This window comes from Candidatus Pseudothioglobus sp. Uisw_050_01 (assembly GCF_048085775.1).
Lineage (GTDB): Bacteria > Pseudomonadota > Gammaproteobacteria > PS1 > Pseudothioglobaceae > Pseudothioglobus.
The window spans coordinates 1164285-1187392 of the sequence record NZ_CP159804.1 but is presented as its reverse complement, the minus strand read 5'-3'; the positions used below and the strand labels follow the sequence as shown (position 1 = coordinate 1187392).

Annotated in this window: 22 protein-coding genes and 1 tRNA gene; 21 read left to right on the top strand and 2 right to left on the bottom strand. The window is 36.7% G+C overall.

Annotated features, from left to right (window positions below; translation table 11 throughout):
* Positions 1-3 precede the first annotated feature (3 nt).
* A complete protein-coding gene (gene thiL, locus ABXT51_RS05970) occupies positions 4-933 on the top strand; it encodes a thiamine-phosphate kinase (RefSeq protein ID WP_416694459.1) in 930 nt (309 codons plus the stop codon).
* A 7-nt stretch (positions 934-940) separates the two neighbouring features.
* On the opposite strand, the gene dksA is transcribed toward thiL, so the two are convergent.
* Complete coding sequence (dksA, locus tag ABXT51_RS05965; RefSeq protein WP_416694457.1) at positions 941-1354, bottom strand: RNA polymerase-binding protein DksA; 414 nt, start codon at positions 1352-1354, stop codon at positions 941-943.
* 95 nt (positions 1355-1449) lie between these two features.
* On the opposite strand from dksA, the gene ABXT51_RS05960 reads away from it, so the two are divergent.
* From ABXT51_RS05960 to ABXT51_RS05925, 8 genes are all read left to right on the top strand, one after another.
* Positions 1450-2211, top strand: coding sequence for an HAD-IA family hydrolase (locus ABXT51_RS05960; protein WP_416694455.1), 762 nt, complete (start codon positions 1450-1452; stop codon positions 2209-2211).
* Positions 2195-3688 (top strand): threonine ammonia-lyase, biosynthetic, encoded by a 1494-nt coding sequence (gene ilvA / locus ABXT51_RS05955; RefSeq protein ID WP_416694452.1) that lies wholly within the window; start codon positions 2195-2197, stop codon positions 3686-3688. Before ABXT51_RS05960 ends, ilvA begins: the two co-directional genes overlap by 17 nt.
* Complete coding sequence (rimI, locus tag ABXT51_RS05950) at positions 3627-4130, top strand: ribosomal protein S18-alanine N-acetyltransferase (RefSeq protein ID WP_416694450.1); 504 nt, start codon at positions 3627-3629, stop codon at positions 4128-4130. The genes ilvA and rimI overlap by 62 nt, the downstream gene beginning before the upstream one ends.
* A 14-nt stretch (positions 4131-4144) precedes the next feature.
* Positions 4145-5395, top strand: coding sequence for an NADP-dependent isocitrate dehydrogenase (icd, locus tag ABXT51_RS05945; protein ID WP_416694447.1), 1251 nt, complete (start codon positions 4145-4147; stop codon positions 5393-5395).
* Between the two features lie 86 nt (positions 5396-5481).
* Positions 5482-5557 (top strand) — tRNA-Asn (locus tag ABXT51_RS05940).
* 54 nt (positions 5558-5611) lie between these two features.
* Complete coding sequence (locus tag ABXT51_RS05935; protein ID WP_271558591.1) at positions 5612-6148, top strand: DUF4442 domain-containing protein; 537 nt, start codon at positions 5612-5614, stop codon at positions 6146-6148.
* Positions 6149-6204: 56 nt separating this feature from the next.
* Positions 6205-7392, top strand: coding sequence for an acetyl-CoA C-acetyltransferase (locus ABXT51_RS05930; RefSeq protein WP_416694444.1), 1188 nt, complete (start codon positions 6205-6207; stop codon positions 7390-7392).
* Positions 7393-7422: 30 nt separating this feature from the next.
* Positions 7423-7740 carry a hypothetical protein gene (locus tag ABXT51_RS05925; RefSeq protein ID WP_416694442.1) on the top strand — a complete coding sequence of 106 codons (318 nt, stop codon included), beginning with the start codon at positions 7423-7425 and terminating at the stop codon, positions 7738-7740.
* Between the two features lie 7 nt (positions 7741-7747).
* On the opposite strand, the gene ABXT51_RS05920 is transcribed toward ABXT51_RS05925, so the two are convergent.
* Positions 7748-8749 (bottom strand): Ldh family oxidoreductase, encoded by a 1002-nt coding sequence (locus ABXT51_RS05920; protein ID WP_416694440.1) that lies wholly within the window; start codon positions 8747-8749, stop codon positions 7748-7750.
* A 664-nt stretch (positions 8750-9413) separates the two neighbouring features.
* On the opposite strand from ABXT51_RS05920, the gene ABXT51_RS05915 reads away from it, so the two are divergent.
* The 12 genes from ABXT51_RS05915 (at position 9414) to ABXT51_RS05860 (ending at position 23084) form a co-directional block, all read left to right on the top strand.
* Positions 9414-10418: a BMP family protein gene (locus tag ABXT51_RS05915; RefSeq protein WP_271558595.1), complete on the top strand. Its 1005-nt coding sequence runs from the start codon at positions 9414-9416 to the stop codon at positions 10416-10418.
* A gap of 9 nt (positions 10419-10427) precedes the next feature.
* Positions 10428-11948: an ABC transporter ATP-binding protein gene (locus ABXT51_RS05910; protein ID WP_416694438.1), complete on the top strand. Its 1521-nt coding sequence runs from the start codon at positions 10428-10430 to the stop codon at positions 11946-11948.
* Complete coding sequence (locus ABXT51_RS05905; protein ID WP_416694436.1) at positions 11938-12990, top strand: ABC transporter permease; 1053 nt, start codon at positions 11938-11940, stop codon at positions 12988-12990. The genes ABXT51_RS05910 and ABXT51_RS05905 overlap by 11 nt, the downstream gene beginning before the upstream one ends.
* A gap of 2 nt (positions 12991-12992) precedes the next feature.
* Entirely contained in the window at positions 12993-13940 is a 948-nt protein-coding gene (locus tag ABXT51_RS05900) for an ABC transporter permease (RefSeq protein ID WP_271558598.1), read from the top strand.
* Positions 13940-15217, top strand: coding sequence for a cytosine deaminase (locus tag ABXT51_RS05895; RefSeq protein ID WP_271558599.1), 1278 nt, complete (start codon positions 13940-13942; stop codon positions 15215-15217). The genes ABXT51_RS05900 and ABXT51_RS05895 overlap by 1 nt, the downstream gene beginning before the upstream one ends.
* A gap of 91 nt (positions 15218-15308) precedes the next feature.
* Positions 15309-16628 (top strand): aspartate aminotransferase family protein, encoded by a 1320-nt coding sequence (locus ABXT51_RS05890; protein ID WP_416694433.1) that lies wholly within the window; start codon positions 15309-15311, stop codon positions 16626-16628.
* 14 nt (positions 16629-16642) lie between these two features.
* Positions 16643-18133 (top strand): CoA-acylating methylmalonate-semialdehyde dehydrogenase, encoded by a 1491-nt coding sequence (locus tag ABXT51_RS05885; protein WP_416694431.1) that lies wholly within the window; start codon positions 16643-16645, stop codon positions 18131-18133.
* A gap of 202 nt (positions 18134-18335) precedes the next feature.
* Positions 18336-19208, top strand: coding sequence for a nitrilase-related carbon-nitrogen hydrolase (locus tag ABXT51_RS05880; protein WP_271558602.1), 873 nt, complete (start codon positions 18336-18338; stop codon positions 19206-19208).
* Positions 19209-19212: 4 nt separating this feature from the next.
* Positions 19213-20022: an ABC transporter ATP-binding protein gene (locus ABXT51_RS05875; RefSeq protein WP_271558603.1), complete on the top strand. Its 810-nt coding sequence runs from the start codon at positions 19213-19215 to the stop codon at positions 20020-20022.
* Positions 20012-20908 carry an ABC transporter permease gene (locus ABXT51_RS05870; protein ID WP_416696307.1) on the top strand — a complete coding sequence of 299 codons (897 nt, stop codon included), beginning with the start codon at positions 20012-20014 and terminating at the stop codon, positions 20906-20908. The genes ABXT51_RS05875 and ABXT51_RS05870 overlap by 11 nt, the downstream gene beginning before the upstream one ends.
* Entirely contained in the window at positions 20905-22038 is a 1134-nt protein-coding gene (locus tag ABXT51_RS05865) for an ABC transporter permease (RefSeq protein WP_416694429.1), read from the top strand. The genes ABXT51_RS05870 and ABXT51_RS05865 overlap by 4 nt, the downstream gene beginning before the upstream one ends.
* 41 nt (positions 22039-22079) lie before the next feature.
* Entirely contained in the window at positions 22080-23084 is a 1005-nt protein-coding gene (locus tag ABXT51_RS05860) for an ABC transporter substrate-binding protein (protein ID WP_416694427.1), read from the top strand.
* Positions 23085-23108: the final 24 nt, after the last annotated feature.

The window sequence follows — 23108 nt, the reverse complement described above, 5'->3', positions numbered from 1 at the left end:
GATATGAATGAGTTTGAATTAATCCAAAATTACTTTAATTGGCACTTATCTGACCCTACTATTGAATTAGGGATTGGTGATGATGCTGCTGTTTTTGATCTGGATTCAGGCTATCAATTAGTTACCACAACAGATACACTTTCAGAAGGGGTACACTTTTTTAAAGACACCTCTCCTGAAGACATAGCTTATAAATCGTTAGCAGTTAATTTAAGTGATATTGCAGCAATGGGCGCGACAGCAAAATACTTCACACTTGCAATAACTCTTCCTAAATTAGATGAGACTTGGTTGGAGCATTTTTCTAGGTCTTTGAAAGAAGCATCTAAGAAATATAATGTAAGCTTAATTGGAGGTGATACGACTAGAGGAGCTCTTAATATAACTATTACTATGATGGGAGTTGTTGAAAAATCAAAATCAATTAAAAGATCGGGTGCTAAGAGTGGTGAAAATATATATGTTTCAGGTGAGATTGGTGATGCTGCGCTCTGTCTGAAAAAAATTAATGAGGGTCAAAAACCTCATAAAGCAGAAATGATAAGGCTTAATAAGCCAATTCCAAGACTTGAACTTGGTATCGCTTTAAAGGGAATAGCAAGCTCATGTGTCGATATATCTGATGGCCTTGAGCAAGATTTATTTCATATCATAAAAGCCTCAAAAGTTGGGGCCATGATTGATGTTCAAAAGCTCCCATTAAGCCACTCAATGTCAAAGTATATTGCTGATAACGATGATTGGTCATTAGCAGTTTGCGGAGGCGATGACTATGAATTATGCTTTACAGCATCTGAAAGTTTAAACTCAGAAATAATAAAAATAGCTGAAATTTGTAATATAAGAGTTACAAAGATAGGGGTTATTAATGACTCAAAGAAACTAAAAATTGAAGGCTATAATGGCCAGGGCAAATCATATCAGCACTTTTAAAGATTTACTAAATTTCTTTTCTTTCTTCTACTGTTTTACAGTCAATACATTGATCAGCAGTTGGGCGAGCCTCTAGACGATTCAGAGCAATTTCGATACCACAAGTTTTGCAGTATCCATAATCACCAGTCCCAATCAAATGAAGTGTCTTATCAATTTTATTGATAAGTTTTCTTTCTCGGTCTCTTGTTCTTAACTCAAGCGCAAACTCTTCTTCAATAGTAGCTCTATCATTATCATCAGAAACAGGCGCTGAGTCTTCTTGAATATGATTAATAGTCGTTTCTGCTTCAAAAACTAATTGTGCTCTCCAAACATTAAGCTTATGGATAAAGTGCTCAAGCTGACCAGTTGACATAAAGTCTTCTTTCTTTTTTGGGATGTAAGCCGGAATTTCATCAAAGTTTGGTTCTGAAGTCATTTGAGTTAGTTGTGTAAAAAAAGGTAGTTTTTACCAAAAATTGCTTAAAATAGCAATGATTTTTTTTCAAATTGGCCTATTTAATTATATTTATTATGACACTTAAAGCAATAATATTTGATATGGATGGAACTATTGCTAATACAGAGCATGATGGTCACCTTAAAGCGTTTAATGAGGCTTTTGATTTTTATGAGCTAGATTGGTATTGGGATAGCGCTTTATACGGGGCACTGTTATCAGTAAGTGGAGGTAAAGAAAGATTGTCTTTCTATATTAATAACTATAATCCAAAACTAAAATGGCCGTTAAACGAGAGTGATATCGTTAATATCCATAATAAAAAAACTGAGATTTTTATTAACAAAATATCTGCAGGTTTTATTTCACTGCGTATTGGCGTTGAAAGACTTATTAACGATGCTCTTAAACATAACTTGAAGTTAGCAATAGCAACTTCAACCTCATTTAATAATGTTAAGGCGATTCTTGAGTCAACTCTTGGAAACGGTGCGTTAGAAAATTTTGAAGTTGTAGCAGCTGGCAATATTGTTGATAAAAAAAAGCCAGCTTCTGATATTTATGATTATGTTCTTGATAAAATGAATTTAGAATGCAGCGAGTGTGTTGTTATTGAGGATTCAGAAATTGGTTTTCAGTCAGCAACTTCTGCAGGTCTAAAGACAGTAATTACTCTTAGCGAGTATACTAATACGAAAAACTTTAAGGGTGCTTTAGTTGTTCTTGACCATTTAGGTGAAGACGATCAACCTTTTCAGATAGTAAATGGAACGCCAACCACTCATAAATTGGTAAGCGTAGATTATATAAAGGAGCTCTATGAGTGCAATCGTTAAGTTGGCTGACAACAGTTCTGTATATGAAGTTGCCAAAGTGTCGCCTCTATCAATTGCAACGCAATTGAGTAAAAAATTTGCTAACCAAGTTTACTTAAAACGCGAAGATGACCAGATTATTCACTCATTTAAACTTCGTGGCGCTTATCAAAAAATGAGCTCAATGAGCGATGAGCAGAAAGCCAAAGGCGTAATCGCCTCATCTGCTGGAAATCATGCGCAAGGGGTTGCTCTTGGTGCGAGCAAATTAAGCATAAAGGCAACAATCGTTATGCCTACTAGCACACCACAGATTAAAGTTCGAGCAGTTCAAGAATTAGGAGCAGAAGTTATTCTTTTTGGAGATGTCTATGATGATGCATTTGTCCATGCTAAAAAGCTAGTATCTGAGAAAGATTTATGTTTTATAAGTCCTTATGATGATTTTGAGGTTATTGCAGGACAGGCAACTGTTGCAAAAGAAATCTTAGCTCAGCTTGATCAAATAGACTATGTCTTCTCTCCTATTGGTGGTGGTGGACTTATCTCGGGAATGGCAAGCTATATTAAGCATTATGCTCCACACATTAAAGTAATCGGAGTTGAGCCAATTGACTCACCAACGCTTTTTAAAGCATTAGAGGCTAATGAAAGAGTTGTGCTTGACGATGTTGGGCGTTTTGCTGATGGCGTTGCTGTTAAGCAAATTGGTGAACTTCCATTTGAGATTGCAAAAGAATGCGTTGATGATGTCATTTTGGTTAGCAACGATGAAATGTGCGCCGCTATTAAAGATATCTATGAGGACGTTCGTTCAATCTCAGAGCCCGCAGGAGCTCTTGCAACAGCAGGCGTTAAAAAATATATCCTAGAGCATGGCCTTAAAAATAAAAATATTGTTTCAATTGTATCTGGCTCTAATGTCAACTTTGATAGACTTAGGTATATTGCCGAAAGAGCTGACTTAGGTGAAGTTAATGAGGCTATAGTTGCTGTTACTATTCCCGAAGAACCAGGTAGTTTTTTAAGGTTTTGTGAGTTATTAGATAACAATGCAGTTACTGAGTTTAATTATCGATATTCTGCAAAGAAAGATGCGCATATTTTTGTAGGCGTCAAGCTAACTAAAGGTGAATCTGAAAAACAAGCACTTATTGCAAGACTAAGTAACTCTTTTGAAGTATTTGATATGAGTGATAACTCAATGGCAATAACTCACATTAGATACATGGTTGGTGGTCATGCTAATGCAGAAAATGAGGTTATCTACAGATTTGAATTTCCAGAGCGACCAGGTGCACTTTTAAGTTTTCTTAAAAAAGTTAAGACAGAATGGAATATCTCTCTTTTTCATTATCGCAATCATGGCGCGGACTATGGAAGGGTTTTAATTGGACTTCAGGTTGAGGATATCAAAGAGCTAGAGTCAAAGTTTGATGAGCTTGGGTATTACTATAAAAACGAAACCGATAATAAAGCCTATCAGTATTTCCTTTAACAGACTTAGTCGTGATGATATCGACTCTATCGTATTAATAGAGCAACAAAATTCTCATAATCCTTGGTCTAAAAATCAGCTTATTGAGAGTATTCTAAATCCAGTTAATTTATGCTACTCAATTAGTATTAAAAATCAAATTATTGGTTTTTTGATGGCTATGCCCGCACTCGATACTGCTGATATCTTAAATATTAGTATCAATAAAGCTTGTCAAGGAAAAGGCTATGGTAATAAACTACTTCATTATCTTATTAAAGAGCTTAAAGATAGAATGATTAGTCAGATTATGTTAGAGGTAAGAGTGAGTAATCAGGCCGCCATCGCTTTTTACTTGAAACATGGATTTGAGGAGATTTCACTAAGAAAAAATTACTATATGAATAACTCAAAACACCCAAATCAGAAAGAAGACGGTATAATAATGCGTCTTAAATTCTAAACAAAAAAATCTTAATGACCTATAAAAATATCACAGTTCCAACTACTGGAGAGGCAATCTCAATAAAGGATAACGTGCTCGTTGTTCCTAATAAACCAATCGTTACCTATATAGAGGGTGATGGAATTGGTGTTGATATTACTCCTGTAATGCTCGATGTTGTTAATGCTGTTGTCAAAAAAGCATATAACGGCGAAAGAGAGATTCAGTGGATGGAGATTTTTGCAGGTGAAAAAGCAGACAGCATCTATGGTGAGTACTTGCCAGAGGAGACAGTGGATGCAATCAAAGAATTTGTAGTTAATATAAAAGGGCCATTAACGACACCAGTTGGTGGTGGCATGAGGTCACTTAATGTTGCGATAAGGCAGATTTTAGATCTCTATATTTGTCTTCGCCCTGTCCAGTATTTTGATGGAACTCCATCACCAGTTAAGACGCCTGAAAAGATTGATATGGTGATCTTTAGAGAGAACTCTGAGGATATCTATGCGGGCATTGAATTTCCGCAAGGTTCAAAGGAAGTAAAGAAAGTCATTGAGTTTCTTCAAAAAGAGATGGGTGCAACTAAAATTCGTTTTCCTGAAACATCTGGTATCGGTATTAAGCCTGTATCAATAGAGGGAACTTCAAGGCTCGTAAGAGCTGCTATTCAGTACGCGATTGATAATGACAAGCCATCTGTGACAATTGTCCATAAAGGCAATATTATGAAGTTTACAGAGGGGTTATTTAGAGATTGTGCTTATCAGCTTGCTAAAGATGAGTTTGGTGCAAAAGAAATTGATGGTGGCCCTTGGTGTAGCTTTACTAATCCAAATACGGGTAAAGAAATCATTATTAAAGACTCAATTGCTGATGCGTTTCTACAGCAAATACTTTTAAGGCCTGATGAGTATTCAGTTATCGCAACTTTAAATCTTAATGGTGACTATATATCTGATGCTCTAGCAGCCCAAGTAGGTGGTATTGGTATTGCTCCTGGAGCGAACCTTTCTGATGATATTTCAGTGTTTGAGGCTACTCATGGTACTGCTCCTAAATACGCGGGTCAAAACAAGGTAAATCCTGGGTCTATGATTTTATCTGCAGAGATGATGCTTAGACATATGGGGTGGACAGAGGCTGCTGATTTGATACTTCATGCAATGGCTACAACAATTCAAAAAAGAACGGTTACATATGACTTAGAGAGGCTTATAGATGGAGCTACTTTACTATCTTGTTCTGAGTTTGGAGAGGCTCTAAAGGATTCAATAAAATAAGTTCAAAAATAAATCGCCAAGTTGAGGCTATAAAAGCAAAGATTTGATTGACTCAAAATTCATAGCTCGTTATAATCTCACGCTATTCCCTGATAGCTCAGTTGGTAGAGCAACGGACTGTTAATCCGTGTGTCCCTGGTTCGAGCCCAGGTCGGGGAGCCAATTTATATAACTAAGGCATCTTCGGATGTCTTTTTGTTTTTATAACTTAATAGAATGATTACGTATAAAAAAATCGCAGAACTAGCCGCAAGATTTATTAGTAAGCCAAAAGTATTGAAACTTGGGTTTAATTTATCTCCAATGTATAGAAGAACCTCTGCAAAGGTTATATATATTTCTGAAGACTTTCTTAAAATACAAATCAAACTTCCTTTTAGCTATAAAAATGCAAACTATGTAAATACTATTTTTGGTGGGAGCATGTTTTCCGCTGTTGATCCATTTCCAATGACTCAGTTAATGAATCTTATTGGAGATGATTATGTGGTTTGGGATAAGGCTGCTGAAATTTTCTTTAGAAGGCCTGCAAAAGAGGATCTTTATGCTGACTTTATTTATAGCTTAGAGGAACTTGAAGAAATTAAGAAAAAAGCGAAAGAGCTAAATGAATTTGAAATAGTTAAAATAACAAAATTAACAAACAAGGATAAGTCCATTGTTTACTGTGAAGTTCATAAAAAGGTGTACATTGCAAATAAAGCCTTTTTTAAAGAAAAACAGAAGGCAAGAATAAATAAAAAAGCAAAGTAGTTAATTTTTATTAAGCTTTATAATTATTAGAAGTTTTTTTAGGAAAGGTAATTAATATGAATCATGAAATTGTTATCGTTGCAGCTACAAGAACTGCTCTAGGATCATTTGGCGGCTCTCTTTCTTCAATTCCAGCACATAAGTTAGGCGCTGAAGTGATAGCTTCAATATTAAAAAAAACTGGTGTAAACAAAGATCAAATTGATGAAGTTATTTTGGGACAAGTTCTGACAGCTGGAAGTGGCCAAAATCCAGCCAGACAGGCTGCAATAGAGGCAGGACTTCCTTATCAAACTCCCTCTATGACAATTAACAAAGTTTGTGGTAGTGGATTAAAAGCAGTACAGTTAGCATTTCAAGCAATTGCTTGCGGTGATGCTGAAATAGTTATTGCTGGCGGTCAAGAAAGTATGAGTCTTTCAAGTCATGTTCTTCCAAAATCAAGAGAAGGTAAAAAAATGGGCCCGTGGGCGATGGTTGACACTATGGTTGTAGACGGTTTATGGTGTGCATTTAATGATTGCCATATGGGCGTTACTGCAGAAAATATTGCAACCAAGTTTGACTATTCAAGACAATCTCAAGATGAGTTTGCTCTAGAGTCACAACAAAAAACAGAAGCTGCTCAAAAATCTGACTTGTTTCGAGATGAGATAACCCCAATATCTATTCCACAGAGAAGAGGTGACGACATTATTTTTGATAGTGATGAATTTCCAAGGCATACTACAAGTATGGATTCTTTAGCTAATCTCCGTCCAGCATTTGCAAAAGATGGGACTGTAACAGCTGGGAATGCATCAGGTATTAATGATGGTGCAGCAGCAGTTATGGTCATGAGTGCATCTAAGGCGCAAGAGCTGAAACTTAAGCCTATGGCAAGAATTGTTTCATACTCTAGTGCTGGAGTTGACCCATCTATCATGGGAACGGGTCCAATTCCGGCAAGCACTAAATGTCTTGAAAAAGCTGGATGGAAGGCTTCTGAGCTTGATCGAATTGAGGCTAATGAGGCATTTGCATCACAAGCAATGTCTGTAAATGACTCACTAGGTTGGGACAAGTCTAAAGTGAATGTAACGGGTGGGTCAATTTCTTTAGGCCATCCAATTGGTGCATCTGGCGCTAGAATTTTGGTGACTTTACTTCATGGCATGGAGCGTGATAACGTAAATAAAGGCCTTGCTACTATGTGCATTGGTGGTGGTATGGGTGTTGCAATAGCAGTTGAAAGGGTACATTAGTATTATTAATTTCTTGAACTAGGAGTATTAATGAAAAAATTTCTAGTTATCTTAACGCTTGTATTTGGGAATTTTTTAATTGTAGGCACAAGTTATTCATACTCAGCAGTTGGCTATATGAAGTGCGAAACTGTAAATAAGCTGGTAGAAGAAGAAAATGCTGACGTTAAAAACATGATTATGTTTTGGTTTAGTGGCTACTATACTGGAAGAAATTATGAAACGTCGAGCTATCCTGGGATACCTGACCCTCAGCTAATATATTTAGCAACCATAAACTACTGCACTAAAAATCCACTAAAAGATACTGTTGATTTGGCTGATTACCTCTACTCTAGTTTGCTTTAGATTTTAGTTATGCTAACTTTTTAATAGTATTTATTAGCTCTAAATTGACTGCTCTTGGGCCAATATTTTTTCTATTTTCATGTCTTCTCAATCCAGGCAAGCGAGTCCCATCGATATCATTATATTTTTTTAAAAACTCCTCAGTCTGTGCTGAAGTATCTTTGCCAGATATAATTTCTGGTGACATAGCAAGAATAAACTGACCTCCTTGGGCTGGACCTCCATCCCCATTATCACGCTCCTTGGTTTCATAAGAGAAGGTTTCTCCAACTAATGGACCAGATAAGAGTTCAACCATAAGGGCAATGACCGAACCTTTATGACCGCCAAATGGAAGTAAAACACCTTTATCAATTTCTGAAGCATCAGTTGTTAATTCTCCTGATGAAGACAGGCCAGTACCAAGGGGCACAGAGTGACCGTCCCTTGCAGCAATTTGAATTTCTCCTTTTGCCATAGATGCAGTTGCCATATCAAAAACAATTGGATTTTTACCAGGGCGCGGCCATGAAAATGCAATTGGGTTAGTGCCAAATAATGCTGTAGCTCCTCCAGAAGGAGCAACACCTGGCATATATGAAACAGACGTCAATCCAACAAGTCCGTGCTCACTGATTGCCTCAACTTCGGGCCAAAGGGCTGCAAAGTGATGGCAGCGTTGAATTGACAATCCCGCAATTCCAAATTTTTGAGCAGCTTCGATCAGTTTTTTAATGCCATATTGATGCGCCAATGGAGCAAATCCATTCTTTGCATCACACTTTAAAATTACTGGCGTAACTTCAGTTATTTCTGGCTTCGCAGAGCCATCTACTTTTTTACTTTGAAGGGCCTTGATATACCCAGGAATACGAAATAGACCATGAGAAATTGAACCATCACGCTCAGCATTAGTTACTGTATTTGCAACTGCATCTGCATTTTCTTCGTTAGCTCCATGATTAATAAGTGCCGCCTTAGCTAAACTAAAAATTTCATCAAGGCCTATATCGATTGTTTTAGAAGTCATAGAATTTTATCCTTAAATTTGTAAGAATTGGATTGCCTTTTCAGTTCAACGAGCTCAAAAGTAAATCAAAAAAAAATGATAACATATTAGTAACTTAATATTTCTTAACCTAATGAAAAGTTGTAAATTCATTCATATAGCTTCTCTTTCTATAAAAATCAATAGGTTAAAGGTTAATATTTCAATTTGAACTTAGCTCAAGTTCAAACTTGTTTAATAGAGCTTTGAAGTTAATTTTAAGTTAGTCTGTTTATTAATAGTTGACAACTATATAAAAATTATATAGCCTGTCTATTCAGTCAAGAAGTATTTAGTTATTTTATTAATTAAATTAGTATGAAGTTAATGAATAAATAAATTGAAGTGTGCTTTAAACCAAATAAGGAGTAGAGGTTTTGTCCAATTTTAGGTTTGATCTCAATAGCTCCAATGGTATTTGGGAGGTAGACCTGAGAACTGGAAAAAATTTCATTCTAAGCATCTAATTGAACTAAACATCCAAATTTTCCAATGCAAGCTTAACTAGAAAAAGCCTTGGAAGCAAGAAATTATTGAGTCCTTGATTCATATTATTTGGCTCAATAAGTGGAGTAATGCTATGACATTGAGTGGCGATTAAAATCAATGTAGGCGTTACATTTTATAAAAAATATAGGAGTAATTTATGAAAATAGGAAGATTTAGTAATCTATTGATTATTACATTATGTAGCTTTCTTTTGTCTGGACAAGTACTGGCAGCTAAAATAAAAGTAGCGGGAATATATACTCAACCACTACAACAAAAATGGGATGCCAGATTGCATTTAGCTTTGCAAGCCCAAGCGGATGCAGGTGAAATTGATTATGTGTATTCTGAAAAAGTTTCTAATACAGATTATGTTCGAGTTTTACGTGAATATTCTGAAAGTGGAGTGCATCTTATTGTAGGTGAGGCTTTTGGTATTAGTGCTGAGGCTAGAAAAGTATCAGATGATTATCCAGAAATAGCATATCTAATGGGTGATCCTGGAAGTGGGTATGGCGGCGAATATGGCAATAATTTTTCAGTTTTTGATAATTATATTCATGAGCCTTGCTATTTGATGGGTGTTATTGCTGGTGGTATGACTAAGTCTAATAAGATTGGTATGGTTGGTGGTTACCCAATTGGTGAAGTAAACCGTTTGTTCCATGCCTTTATGGCTGGCGCAAGGTCAGTTAACCCTGATGTTGAGTTTAAAGTTAGTTTTCTTGGCTCATGGTATGATCCTCCGAAGGCAAAAGAAGCAGCATTTGCTCAAATTGAAGCAGGTGTAGATGTCTTATATGCAGAGCGTGCTGGTGTAGTGGATGCTGCAAGAGAAAGAAATATTATTGCATTTGGTAATGTTAATGATATGAATAAAGAGGAAAACGGCACAGGTGTTGTAGTCACATCTGCTTTATGGCATATGGAGAATGCAATTAATCATGCAATCTCTGGTGTTAAAGCTGGTACATACGTAGCAGAGGATTATAAAGAATGGACTATGATGCAAAAAGGTGGAGCTTCTTTAGCACCTTATTATGAGTTTGATGATCAGATTGCAGCTGATGTTAAAGCTAAAGTTGCAGCAATTTCTTCGGATATCATGAGTGGTAACTTTACAGTTGTAGTTAATGACGATGAGCCAAAATCAACTTACTAAGATTATCAGATGAAGAAACTACAATTTTCCAAAATTTGTAAAAATTTTGGTGCTGTTGTAGCTAACGACAATATTTCACTCTCACTAGGTGAGGGTGAAATATTATCTTTGTTAGGTGAAAATGGTGCAGGAAAGACAACATTAATGAATATACTTTTTGGGCACTATATTAGTGACAAAGGGTTTATTGAAGTTGAGGGTAAGAGATTAACACCAGGCTCAACAAAGGCTGCATTAGATGCTGGAATTGGAATGGTTCATCAGCATTTTACTTTAGCGGAAAATCTTACAGTATTAGAAAATATTATTCTTGGTACAGAGCCTTTAAGTAGACTTTGGAGTAAAAAAAAACTAGCGTATAAAAAACTTGAAGCATTATCAAAGCGCTTCGGCTTATTAATTAATCCAGATGCTAAAGTGGCCGATTTAACGGTTGGAGAAAAACAGCGAGTTGAAATAATAAAAGCACTTTACCGTGATGCAAGTATTTTAATATTAGATGAGCCAACTGCAGTTCTTACTCCACAAGAAACTATTCAGCTTTTCAAAGTACTTAAGGAAATGGTAAATGCAGGTTTATCAATAATGTTTATATCGCATAAATTAAATGAAATTTTAGAAATTAGTGATCGTATTGTGGTTCTTCGTCATGGCAAATTAGTGGGAGAGGTAGCAACTAAAAAGGCAAATAAGGAGTTGCTTGCAGAAATGATGGTTGGCCACAAAGTTACTCGACCGGCTTATGAGAAATTGGAAATTGGTAAAGTAGTTGTAGAGCTAAATAATGTCTGTCTTAATGCGAGTGATGGCACGGTTGGACTTAGCAATATAAATCTCAAGATACATGAAAAAGAAATTATTGGTCTGGCAGGAGTTTCAGGTAATGGTCAATTTGGAGTAGCTTCAATTCTTCAGGGATTAACTCATCCAAGCTCAGGCGAATTTAAGCTATTTGGACAGAGTTTAATTAAATATGATCCTCGTTATCTTACAAAATCTGGCGTAGCACGGATTCCAGAGGACCGCTCAAAAGAGGGTGTTATTGGGGAAATGGCGCTATGGGAAAATTTCCTTGGAGAGGAGTTACGCTCTAAAGCTAAATCAGGTTTTATTATTGACAAAAAGAAGGCAGTTAATAATGCTGAAAAATTAATACAAGAATATGATATTCGTTGCGAAGGAGCTTTTGCATCTACAAGATTATTATCTGGTGGTAATATTCAGAAGTTAATCCTTGCAAGAAGTTTATCGAACAACCCTCGTTTTATAATAGCAAATAAACCAGCAAGAGGCTTAGATGAAGGTGCTATTAGTTTTGTTCAACATCAAATAATAAATGCTAAAACAAAAGGTGCTGGAGTATTGCTGATTAGTGAAGATTTAGATGAAATTTTTGAACTATCTGACCGTATTGCAGTTATATTTGATGGGAAATTACAAGGACCTTTTGATGTTAGTTCACTGACTATAAATCAAGTCGGCCTTATGATGAGTGGCGAAATGAAAGAGGGTAGTTTTAATGAGGCTTAAAACAAGAAGAAATACACCTGTATGGTTAATTGCAGTATTACCTATTCTTTCTATTTTAGTTGCTTTTATTTTTGGCGCTTTTTTTATAATTTGGGCGGGCGAATCTCCAATCACTGCCTATATTGCTTTAATTAATGGAGCTTTAGGTTCAAGTTTTGCAATTACTGAATCCCTAACAAGGGCAATCCCATTAATTTTTACAGGTCTAGCTGCAGCTGTTGCATTTCGAGCAAAATTTTGGAATATTGGTGCAGAGGGGCAATTATATTGTGGTGCTATGGCGGCAACATTAGTTGGGACAGGAATGATTGATCTACCTTCTATAATAATGATTCCAGTGTTGTTTATTGCAGGTGCTTTAGCAGGCTGTTTAATTTTGTTGTTACCAGTCTTTCTTAAAACCCATATGAAGGTGGATGAAGTAGTAACAACCCTGTTGCTGAATTTTATAATTTTACTTTTTGTGAATATGTTGCTTGAAGGGCCTTGGAAAGACCCTATGGCTATGGGATGGCCTCAGGCTGCAAGAATTATCGATAATGGAGTTCTGCCTACTATAGTTGCTAAGAGTAGATTGCATTTTGGAATAATTATTGCACTAGTGATGTCAATTATAATGTGGGCTATACTTCGTTTTACAGTTTGGGGATATGAAATACGAGCGGTTGGGTACAACCAGCAAGCCTCAACTTTTTATGGAATATCGATCAATAAATCAGTGCTAATGGTTGCTCTTTTTAGTGGTGGATTAGCAGGTATGGCTGGAGTTAGTGAGGTTACTGGTCTGAAAGGCTACTTAACTTTAACTTTATCACCTGGCTTTGGTTATACGGGAATAGCAGTTGCAATGCTTGCACAGCTTCATCCTATTGGGGTAATTGTTTCAGCTATATTTCTAGCGTCAATTTATGTGGGTGCTGATGCGATGAGTCGAACAGTAGATATACCTAATTATATTGCAGATATTTTAGTTGCTATATCTTTATTGTCGGTTTTAGTTGGATCAATGCTGGCACGATTCCGAATTGTTTGGGGTAAATAATTATGTTGGAATTACTTGAATTAATATTAACAACGAGTTTATGGGCAGCTGTAGTAAGAATTGCAACCCCATTAATTTTTGCTACATTGGGTGAATTAATTTGTGAGCGAGCAGGAGTATTAAATCTTGGAATTGAAGGCATAATGACAATTGGCGCAATGGCAGGTTGGTTATGGGTTTATCAAGGTGGAGACCTCTGGGGTGGAGTAGTATTTGCTGCTATAGTGGGCATGCTATTTGGTTTTCTGCATAGCATATTGGTTGTTTATCTTGGTTTGTCACAACATGTTAGTGGAATTGGAATCACTATGCTTGCCTCATCTATTAGTTATTATGCATACACAATGATAATACCATTTAGCACTACTCCACCCAAAATTGTAGCATTCAGTGCATTTGAAGTGCCATTACTATCATCAATTCCAATTATTGGAGGAGCTTTTTTTAACCAAACTGCATTAACATATTTAGCATATATATTAGTAATAGTGACTTTCTACGTACTTTATAAAATGCCACTTGGTTTAACAATTAGAATGGCAGGAGAAAATCCAGTTGCTAATGAGGCCCAAGGTATTAATGTATTATTAATTCGTACTGGGGCAGTAATGGTAGGAAGTGCTTTGATGGCAATTGGAGGCGCATTTTTAACTATGTCTGCATTTGATGCATTTTATTTTGGTATGATTAATGGTAGAGGGTGGATCTGTGTTGCGCTGGTTATTTTTGCCTCTTGGAAGCCGGGCAAAGCTTTTTTAGGGGCAATTTTATTTGCATTATTTGAAGCATTACAGGTTAGGGCACAATTAATAGGTGCAGATGTTATTCCATATCAAATTTTTTCTATGATGCCATACTTTCTCAGCATAGTTGCGATGATGCTTGTTGCACGAAGAGCAGCCTATCCTAAGGCATTATTAGTACCATTTAGACAAGGAGATCGTATCTAATGTTCGACATACTTATTAAACACGCTAATCTTCCAGATGACCGTAATAATTTTGATATTGCTATTCAAAACAAAAAAATAGTAGCTATTGATAGAAATATTATTGGCGAAGCAGTTAATACTATTGATGCGACTGATAAATTAGTTTCTCCAAGCCACGTCGATAGCCATTTTCACTTAGATGCTACTTTAACTCTTGGTCAGCCACGCTTTAATGAGAGTGGTACTTTACTTGAAGGTATTCAGCTATGGGATGAGCTAAAACCCCATTTAACTATTGAGCTTATAAAAAAACGTGCTCGAAAATTATGTCATTGGGCAATAGCAAATGGATGTTTGGCAATTCGGAGCCATGTAGATATAAGTGATGATCGATTGCTGGCAGTTGAGGCGTTATTAGAGTTGCGAAAAGAAATGCGGGATTGGATCGACATCCAGCTAGTTGCATTTCCGCAAAATGGATATTTACGCTATAAAAACTCTATTAAAAATCTTGATAGAGCATTAAAAAAAGGTGTGGATGTTATAGGCGGTATTCCGCACTTTGAACGCACTATGAATGAAGGCTCTTTATCTATTAAATTGTTATGTGAACTAGCCGCAGAAAAAGATTTACTAGTAGATATGCATTGCGATGAATCGGATGATCCAATGTCTAGACACGTTGAAACACTTGCTTTTGAAGCTCATCGTTTGGGTCTTGAGGGAAGAGTAACGGGTTCTCACTTAACATCAATGCATTCAATGGATAATTATTACGTAAGTAAATTAATACCATTGTTACAAGAGGCTGAATTACAAGTAGTTGCTAATCCATTAATAAATATTACCCTTCAAGGTCGCCATGATCTCTATCCTAAACGCAGAGGAATGACGCGTGTTAAAGAGCTGTTAAATAGTAATATTAACGTTGCTTTTGGCCATGACTGTGTAATGGATCCATGGTATAGCCTAGGCAAACATGATATGTTAGAAGTTGCTAATATGGGATTACATGTTGGACAAATGACAGGTGTTAAAGAAATGCATCAAATATTTCAAGCTATTACAAATAATGGAGCCAGAGTAATGCAACTAGATAATTATGGCATTGAGGTTGGTTGCAATGCTAATTTGGTGATCCATCAGGCTAATAATCCAATTGAAGCGATACGCTTATGCAATGCACGTTTATTTGTAATTCGTAATGGCCAGATTATTGCAAAGGCTAATCCAACAGAAAGCCAACTATTATTAAATGGAGAGAAAGATAAGAGAGTTATAGATTGGACCCTCTAAGAATAATAATAAAAAGAAATGCTGCTTAAGGTAAAAAGATAATTATTTTTAAGGGTTAAGTCAAATACCTTAGATGATAGGAGAATAAAAAATGTTAAAAAATAATCCTAAATATTATGATGCTCACTGGATGCCTTATAGTGGGAATAGAGAGTTTAAAGCAAATCCACGTATAATGGTTTCTGCTAAAGACAGTTATTACATAGACGATAAAGGCAGGAAAATATTTGATGGCCTTTCAGGTCTTTGGACTTGTGGAGCAGGTCACTCTCGCCCTGAAATTATTGAAGCAGTCAGTAAACAAATTGAGACTTTGGATTATTCTCCTGCATTTCAATTTGGACACGAAAAATCGTTTGAGTTGGCAAATAGAATTATTGAATTTACTCCAAAAGATCTGGATCGTGTCTTTTTTACTTGTTCTGGTTCAGAGGCAGTAGATAGTTCCCTAAAAATTGCTCGAGCTTATTGGAGACTTAAGGGAAAGGTCGGTAAGACTCGTTTGATTGGAAGGATAAAAGGCTATCATGGAGTTAATTTTGGAGGGATTAGTGTTGGTGGTATTGGTCCTAATAGAGAAATGTTTGGACAAGGAATTGAAGCAGATCATTTATCGTCTACCCTTCTCCCAGAAAATATATTTAGCAAAGGGCAGCCCCAGGTTGGAGATCATTTAGCAGATGACTTATTAAATAAAATATTATTGCATGGCGCCTCTAATATTGCAGCAGTAATTGTAGAGCCAATGGCGGGTTCCGCTGGCGTATTTCCACCCCCCATAGGATATCTAAAAAGGCTACGTAAAATCTGTGACTCTAATGATATTTTATTAATCTTTGATGAAGTGATAACCGCTTTTGGCCGTATGGGCGCGAAAACAGGTGGCGAAGCTTTTGGCGTTACTCCAGATATAATGACTTTTGCAAAACAGGTTAGTAATGGCAGCCAACCACTGGGTGGTGTAGTAGTTAAAAAAAATATTTATGAAACTTTTATGGATACAAAAGCACCAAATTATTTAGTTGAATTATTCCATGGTTATACATATTCAGCTCATCCTGTGGGATGCGCTGCATCACTTGCAAGTTTAGATATATTACAGAATGATAATTTGATAGAGCGAGTTAAAAAAATGAGCCCAATATTTGAAAAAGAACTTCATAGTCTTAAGGGTTTGCAATATGTTTCAGATATTCGTAATTATGGACTGGCTGGTGGAATTACTATTGAGTCTGCTAAAAATGAACCTGCATTAAGACCCTATCAAATTGCAATGAAGTGCTGGGATAAAGGCTTTTATGTTCGATATGGTGGTGATACTATTCAATTAGGTTTGCCATTTATCGTATCTGAACAAGAAATAAAGGATGTCGTTGGAGCAATATCTGACTCAATTAAAGAATTACAATAAAGGAGAAAGAAGAAATGAAATTAGTAGAACACCTTATTAATGGTGAGCTTGTATCAATGGGTGACCCTACTCAAGATGTATTTAATCCATCGACAGGAGAGGTTGGGAAGCAAGTAGAAATTGCTTCAAAAAATACTGTTGAAAAAGCTATAAATGCGGCTCACGAAGCTTTTCCAGCATGGCGAGCAACGCCACCACTTAAACGAGCTAGAATTATGTTTCGTTTTAAAGAATTATTAGAAAAAAATATTAATAAAATAGCGCAATTAATTGGAGAGGAGCATGGAAAAATCGCACATGATGCGCTTGGTGAAATTACTCGAGGTATAGAGAATGTTGAATATGCTTGCTATGCACCTCAACTTCTAAAAGGAGAGCATAGTAAAAATATTTCAACCAATATTGATTCATGGAGTGAGTTTCAACCCTTAGGAGTTGTTACAGGAATCACCCCTTTTAATTTTCCTGCTATGGTTCCATTATGGATGTATCCCATGGCAATAGTTTGTGGTAATTGTTTTGTATTAAAGCCCTCAGAAAGAGACCCTTCGTCAGCATTATTTATTGCTCAATTATTAAATGAAGCAGGCTTACCAAAAGGGGTTTTAAATGTAGTTAATGGAGGTAAGGAGGCAGTAGATACTTTGCTCAAAGATGAAAGAGTGCAAGCTGTAAGTTTTGTTGGATCAACTCCTATTGCAAAATATATTTATAGAACTGCTTCTGAAAATGATAAGAGGTGCCAAGCTCTTGGAGGCGCTAAAAACCATGCTATTGTTATGCAAGATGCAGAAATGGAGAATACAGTGAATGCTCTTATAGGTGCTGCATTTGGCTCTAGTGGTGAAAGGTGTATGGCAATTTCCGTAGCAGTAGCAGTCGGCTCAGTCACAGCAGATAATTTAATAGCTGGCTTGAAATCTAAGATGCATGACCTTAAGGTGGGTAATTTTGATAATAGTAAAAATGATTTTGGACCACTTATAACTAAAGATCATATGGAAAAAGTTAAAGAATATATCACCAGTGCAGAAGATCAAGGCGCCGACATTGTTGTTGATGGACGGAGTGTTGAGGTGAAAGGTTGTGCAAATGGCTTTTATGTTGGCGGAACCCTTATTGATAGCGTGCAATCTTCAATGAAGTCTTATAAGGAAGAAATATTTGGACCAGTATTGCAGGTAGTGAGAGTAGAAACTATGCAACAAGCAATTGACTTAATAGATGAGCATGAATATGGAAATGGCACGTGTATTTTCACCCGAGATGGTGAAGCAGCAAGATATTTTAGTGATCAAATAAAAGTTGGTATGGTTGGTATCAATGTACCATTGCCCGTCCCTGCTGCTCAGCATAGTTTTGGTGGTTGGAAGCAATCAATGTTTGGTGATTTGGCTGCATATGGGCCAGATAGCGTAAGATTTTATACACGTAGAAAAACCATAACTCAGCGCTGGCCATCATCCAGTGTAAGGGAAGGCGTAAACTTTTCTTTCCCTTCATAACTGGTTTTTATGTTTTTTTAAGTGACCTCCTTTAGGAGGTCATTTTTTTTGTCCCCTAGATTATATTTAATGCCACTTTGAGAACTATTTAAAGTCAACCAATTAATTATAGTTGACAAGTATAAAAAAAATATGTAGCCTGTCTATTTAGTCAAGAAGTGTAAAGTTTTTTTATTTACCAAATCGGAAAAGGAGGAATTGAATGAGTAAATTAAAGTGTGGTCTGATCCAAATGGGATTGAAAGGCGATGGCACGATGTCGCCAGAAAAAATACGTGATTTAATGATTGAGGCTCATATCCCTATGATAGAGGATGCTGCAAAACAAGGGGTAAAAGTGCTTTGTTTTCAAGAAGTATTTACTCAGCCATACTTTTGTCCAAGTCAGGATAAAAAATGGTATGCCGCAGCTGAATCAATTCCTGATGGACCAACAGTTAAGCTAATGCAAGAATATGCTAAAAAATACCAAATGGTAATTGTTGTTCCTATCTATGAAGAAGAAATGCCAGGTATTTATTACAATACTGCAGCAGTAATTGACGCTGATGGAAGCTTTCTAGGGAAATATCGTAAAACTCATATTCCTCAAGTTGCCCCTGGTTTTTATGAAAAATTTTTCTTTAAACCCGGTAATCTTGGTTATCCAGTATTTGAAACTGCATATGTTAAGTTGGGAGTATATATTTGTTACGACAGACACTTCCCTGAGGGTTGGCGTGCATTAGCCTTAAATGGAGCTGAATATATTGTTAATCCTTCAGCTACAGTGGCAGGATTAAGTAAATATTTATGGGAATTAGAGCAACCTGCTTCGGCTGCTGCAAATGGAGTTTTTATTGGTGCGATAAATCGAGTTGGAAGAGAGGAGCCATGGGCAGAGCAAATGGGAGAATTCTATGGATCAAGTTATATTGTAAATCCTCGTGGTCAAATTGAAGCACAAGCAAGTTATGGTGATGATGAGTTGCTGGTTCATGAAATTGATTTAGATATGGTTCGAGAAGTGCGAGATACTTGGCAATTTTTTAGAGACAGGCGCAGTGACCTTTATGGAGGGCTAACTGAAAAATAGCATCATGAATGAGTCTTCATCTATAAAGTCTGCTGAGTCTTCAATCATAGATATTAGTAATTTGTGTCTTACCTTTGAAACACAGACAGAGCCAGTGCATGCACTTTCTGATATTAATATGAAAGTTAATTCAGGTGATTTTGTTTCACTAATTGGTCCAAGTGGGTGTGGTAAAACTACTTTATTGAGGGTAATAGCTGATCTAGAAAAACCAACAAGTGGCACAATCAATGTAGAAGGTAAATCGCCAAATCAAGCACGCTTAGATCGTGCTTATGGGTATGTTTTTCAAACTCCAGCTCTTTTGCCTTGGCGCAATATAGAAGCAAATATCCACTTACCATTAGAGATATCAGGTTATTCAAAAGATGAGCAAAAAAGTCTTTCAAATCAATATTTGTCTTTAGTAGGCTTGTCAGGATTTGAAAAAAAATATCCATGGCAATTGTCCGGTGGTATGCAGCAGCGTGTCTCGATTGCGAGAGCCTTGAGTTTTGATCCTGATATGTTACTGATGGATGAGCCGTTTGGAGCGCTAGATGAAATTACTCGAGATCGTTTAAATGAGGAGTTATTGCGTTTATGGGAAAAAACTCAGAAAACAGTTGTATTTGTTACCCACTCAATACCTGAGGCAGTATTCTTATCTAATAAGATTGTTGTAATGTCAGCTCGTCCAGGAAAAATTATTGATGTAATTGATACCAATTTTCCAAAAGATAGAAATCTTGATATTCGTGAATCAAAAGAGTTCTTAAAGGTTTCGCAACTTGTGAGAGAGGGGCTTAAAGAGGGGCATAGTGATGGAAGCTAATAGGCTTTTCAGTATGATTATAGGAGGAAGTATTGGTCCTGTCGTGATTCTGGTAACGGCTATTATTATGATATGGTATGCGGGAGCAGTTTATTTAAATAGCGCCTTTTTAATTGACAGATATGAAAAAAATAATATTGAGTGGTCTTTTTCACAACTAGCCTCAGACTCTTGGTCTATGGAGCGACCTGTTTTGCCATCTCCCCATCAAATTGCAAAGGAGTTAAAGAAAACAATTTGGGATCAGAAGATAACTTCACCACGGAGTTTGGTTTTCCACTCTAGAGTGACTTTATCTTCTGCAATGGTTGGCTTTATAATGGGCACCTTTCTTGGTATTGTCTTGTCAGTGGGTATTGTTTATGTGCCAGCACTGGATCGAACCTTAATGCCTTGGATAATTACATCTCAAACTATTCCAATTCTGGCAATTGCTCCGATGATTGTCGTTGTGTTAGGTTCAATGGGTATTATTGGCTTAGTTCCAAAAGCAATGATCTCAACCTATCTTTGTTTTTTTCCTGTTGTTGTTGGGATGGTTAAAGGTTTAAGGTCACCAAGTATTCTCTTGGTAGACCTAATGAATAGTTATTCAGCATCAAAGGTTGAGGTTTTTTGGAAATTACGTCTTCCAGCGTCTCTTCCTTATTTATTTGCCAGTTTAAAAGTAGCCATTGCTCTGAGCGTAGTTGGGGCAATTGTAGCAGAGCTTCCTGCTGGTGCTCAAGGTGGCCTTGGTGCACGCCTATTATCTGGCTCATATTACGGACAAACCAGTCTTATTTGGGCTGCCCTGATAACTGCTTCAGTGATTTCTGCAACCCTAGTTACCATAGTTGGAAGAATGGAGCGCGCAGTTAATAATCGTATGGGGCTGCAAATATGAATTTCCTGGCAATAATAAGGTCGTATCCCTTAAGAGGATTGCTATGTCTTATTTTTTCAATCGCCTCTTTTATTTCGTTACAGCTTAACGTAATTAATGATTATGCACTTAATCCTTTTATTGTGATCATTATTGCCGTTGTCAGTTTGATATTTTTTGTTATTCGTCAACAGGGATTATTTCTTTTATCTATTTGTTTTGTAGCTTTATTCTCTGGAGCTTGGTCTGTATTAAATTTAATACATTCATTCGATAAAGGGGTGGTTATGGGTTTAGATGCCTGGTTCTTGGTAAGTGCATTGTGGTTTCTAACATGGAATAACTTAGTTCAACTATCAGCTTTGAAAACAAAGAATAAATTAATAGAATTATCTCTAACTATAATCATTCCAGTTTTATTTGGTGCGTGGATATTTTTTCTATGGGAGGTTATTACTATAGGTATGTCCGTTCCGCAGGTTTTGTTACCTGCACCAAGTCTTATTTGGCAAGTATTTGATGGGTTTGGTGCTACTTTATTTGCAGATTTCTATCAAACTTTTGTCCGATCAGCAATTCCTGGCTTTATTATGGGAAGTGGTACAGGATTTCTCGTTGCAATTGCAGCTGATAAAATACCATTTTTAAGGCGTGGATTAATTCCAATTGGAAACTTCTTTAGCGCAATACCAATTATTGGTATGGCGCCAATTATGATAATGTGGTTTGGATTTGATTGGCAGTCCAAAGCAGCTGTTGTTGCCATAATGACTTTTTTTCCAATGATGGTAAATACCTTAAGTGGTCTTAATGAGACTGATAGGATTGATCGGGATTTATTACACACTTATGCTTCAAGTTACTGGCGAGAACTTTTTAGTTTGCGTCTACCAAATGCAATGCCATTTATTCTTAATGCATTGAAAATTAACTCAACTTTTGCTATGATTGGAGCTATAGTTGCAGAATTTTTTGGAACACCCATTGTTGGAATGGGATTTAGAATTTCGGCTGAGGTTGGCCGAATGAATATCGATATTGTATGGGCAACAATTGCGGTTGCTGCTGTTACAGGTTCGATGTTTTATGGAGTATTTGCTCTTTTAGAAAGAAAATTAACTTTCTGGCATCCATCGATGCGAAAAAGCTAGTTCTGGGTAAGTACTATTTTTTTAAAATAAAGGGAGAAATGATGAAAATATTTAAAAGTAAAACGATATTAGCTGCAATTTGCTCTACTATGCTTATAGCTTTGAGCTTTAATACTCAAGCAGGTGATAAATTTACCCTTCAGACGAAGTGGGTAACTCAGGCTCAATTTGCAGGCTATTATGTTGCACTAGAAAATGGTTACTACGATGATGAGGGTTTAGATGTAACAATTAAGTCAGGTGGTCCAGATATTGCACCTCCACAAGTTATGGCAGGCGGTGGTGCTGATATTCTAATTGAGTGGATGCCAGCAGCATTAGCATCTAGAGAAAAAGGGCTTAACCTTGTCAACATAGCACAGCCATTTAAAAGCACTGGAATGATGCTTACATGCCGTAAAGATTCGGGCATAAGTTCGCCTTCTGACTTTGCAGATAAGACTCTAGGAGTTTGGTTCTACGGTAACGAGTATCCATTCCTGAGCTGGATGAGTAAGCTTGATATGGCAACTGATGGAAGTGCTGGTGGAGTGACAGTATTGAAGCAAGGCTGGGGGATAGAGCCTATTCTTCAAAAGCAAGCAGATTGCGTGTCAACGATGACTTACAATGAATACTGGCAAGTTATTGATGGTGGACTTTCAGCCGATGAGCTAGTAGTTTTTCCATATGATGAGCAAGGTGTTTCAACACTTGAAGATGGATTGTATGTCTTGGAAGAAAACCTAAGTGATCCTGCTTTTGTTGATAAAGCTGCGCGTTTCCTTCGTGCTAGCATGAAAGGTTGGGAGTGGGCTTCAAATAATTCCGATGCTGCTGCCGATATCGTGCTTGAAAATGACATGAGTGGTGCTCAAACTGAAAAGCATCAGCGTCGTATGATGGGTGAGGTTAATAAACTTACTGCAAATGGTGGTAAATTAAATGTTGACGATTACCAGCGTACTGTCGATACTTTACTTGGTAGTGATTCTGATCCAGTAATTAATGCCGAGCCAGTCGGTGCTTGGACTCATAAAGTCTGGGATGCTGCATTTGGATCATAATATAAAATCTAATTTCTTGTAGGA

Bases quoted from the DNA above. Each gene is read 5' to 3' on its own strand.
- dksA (WP_416694457.1), bottom strand. From the start codon at position 1,354: ATGACTTCAGAACCAAACTTTGATGAAATTCCGGCTTACATCCCAAAA.
- ABXT51_RS05865 (WP_416694429.1), top strand. From the start codon at position 20,905: ATGAATTTCCTGGCAATAATAAGGTCGTATCCCTTAAGAGGATTGCTA.
- ABXT51_RS05910 (WP_416694438.1), top strand. From the start codon at position 10,428: ATGAAGAAACTACAATTTTCCAAAATTTGTAAAAATTTTGGTGCTGTT.
- ABXT51_RS05905 (WP_416694436.1), top strand. From the start codon at position 11,938: ATGAGGCTTAAAACAAGAAGAAATACACCTGTATGGTTAATTGCAGTA.
- ABXT51_RS05960 (WP_416694455.1), top strand. From the start codon at position 1,450: ATGACACTTAAAGCAATAATATTTGATATGGATGGAACTATTGCTAAT.
- ABXT51_RS05900 (WP_271558598.1), top strand. From the start codon at position 12,993: ATGTTGGAATTACTTGAATTAATATTAACAACGAGTTTATGGGCAGCT.
- rimI (WP_416694450.1), top strand. From the start codon at position 3,627: ATGAGCTTGGGTATTACTATAAAAACGAAACCGATAATAAAGCCTATC.
- ABXT51_RS05875 (WP_271558603.1), top strand. From the start codon at position 19,213: ATGAATGAGTCTTCATCTATAAAGTCTGCTGAGTCTTCAATCATAGAT.
- ABXT51_RS05920 (WP_416694440.1), bottom strand. From the start codon at position 8,749: ATGACTTCTAAAACAATCGATATAGGCCTTGATGAAATTTTTAGTTTA.
- ABXT51_RS05890 (WP_416694433.1), top strand. From the start codon at position 15,309: ATGTTAAAAAATAATCCTAAATATTATGATGCTCACTGGATGCCTTAT.
- ABXT51_RS05895 (WP_271558599.1), top strand. From the start codon at position 13,940: ATGTTCGACATACTTATTAAACACGCTAATCTTCCAGATGACCGTAAT.
- ABXT51_RS05925 (WP_416694442.1), top strand. From the start codon at position 7,423: ATGAAAAAATTTCTAGTTATCTTAACGCTTGTATTTGGGAATTTTTTA.
- ABXT51_RS05885 (WP_416694431.1), top strand. From the start codon at position 16,643: ATGAAATTAGTAGAACACCTTATTAATGGTGAGCTTGTATCAATGGGT.
- ABXT51_RS05935 (WP_271558591.1), top strand. From the start codon at position 5,612: ATGATTACGTATAAAAAAATCGCAGAACTAGCCGCAAGATTTATTAGT.
- ABXT51_RS05880 (WP_271558602.1), top strand. From the start codon at position 18,336: ATGAGTAAATTAAAGTGTGGTCTGATCCAAATGGGATTGAAAGGCGAT.
- ABXT51_RS05930 (WP_416694444.1), top strand. From the start codon at position 6,205: ATGAATCATGAAATTGTTATCGTTGCAGCTACAAGAACTGCTCTAGGA.
- ABXT51_RS05870 (WP_416696307.1), top strand. From the start codon at position 20,012: ATGGAAGCTAATAGGCTTTTCAGTATGATTATAGGAGGAAGTATTGGT.
- thiL (WP_416694459.1), top strand. From the start codon at position 4: ATGAATGAGTTTGAATTAATCCAAAATTACTTTAATTGGCACTTATCT.
- ilvA (WP_416694452.1), top strand. From the start codon at position 2,195: ATGAGTGCAATCGTTAAGTTGGCTGACAACAGTTCTGTATATGAAGTT.
- ABXT51_RS05860 (WP_416694427.1), top strand. From the start codon at position 22,080: ATGAAAATATTTAAAAGTAAAACGATATTAGCTGCAATTTGCTCTACT.
- icd (WP_416694447.1), top strand. From the start codon at position 4,145: ATGACCTATAAAAATATCACAGTTCCAACTACTGGAGAGGCAATCTCA.
- ABXT51_RS05915 (WP_271558595.1), top strand. From the start codon at position 9,414: ATGAAAATAGGAAGATTTAGTAATCTATTGATTATTACATTATGTAGC.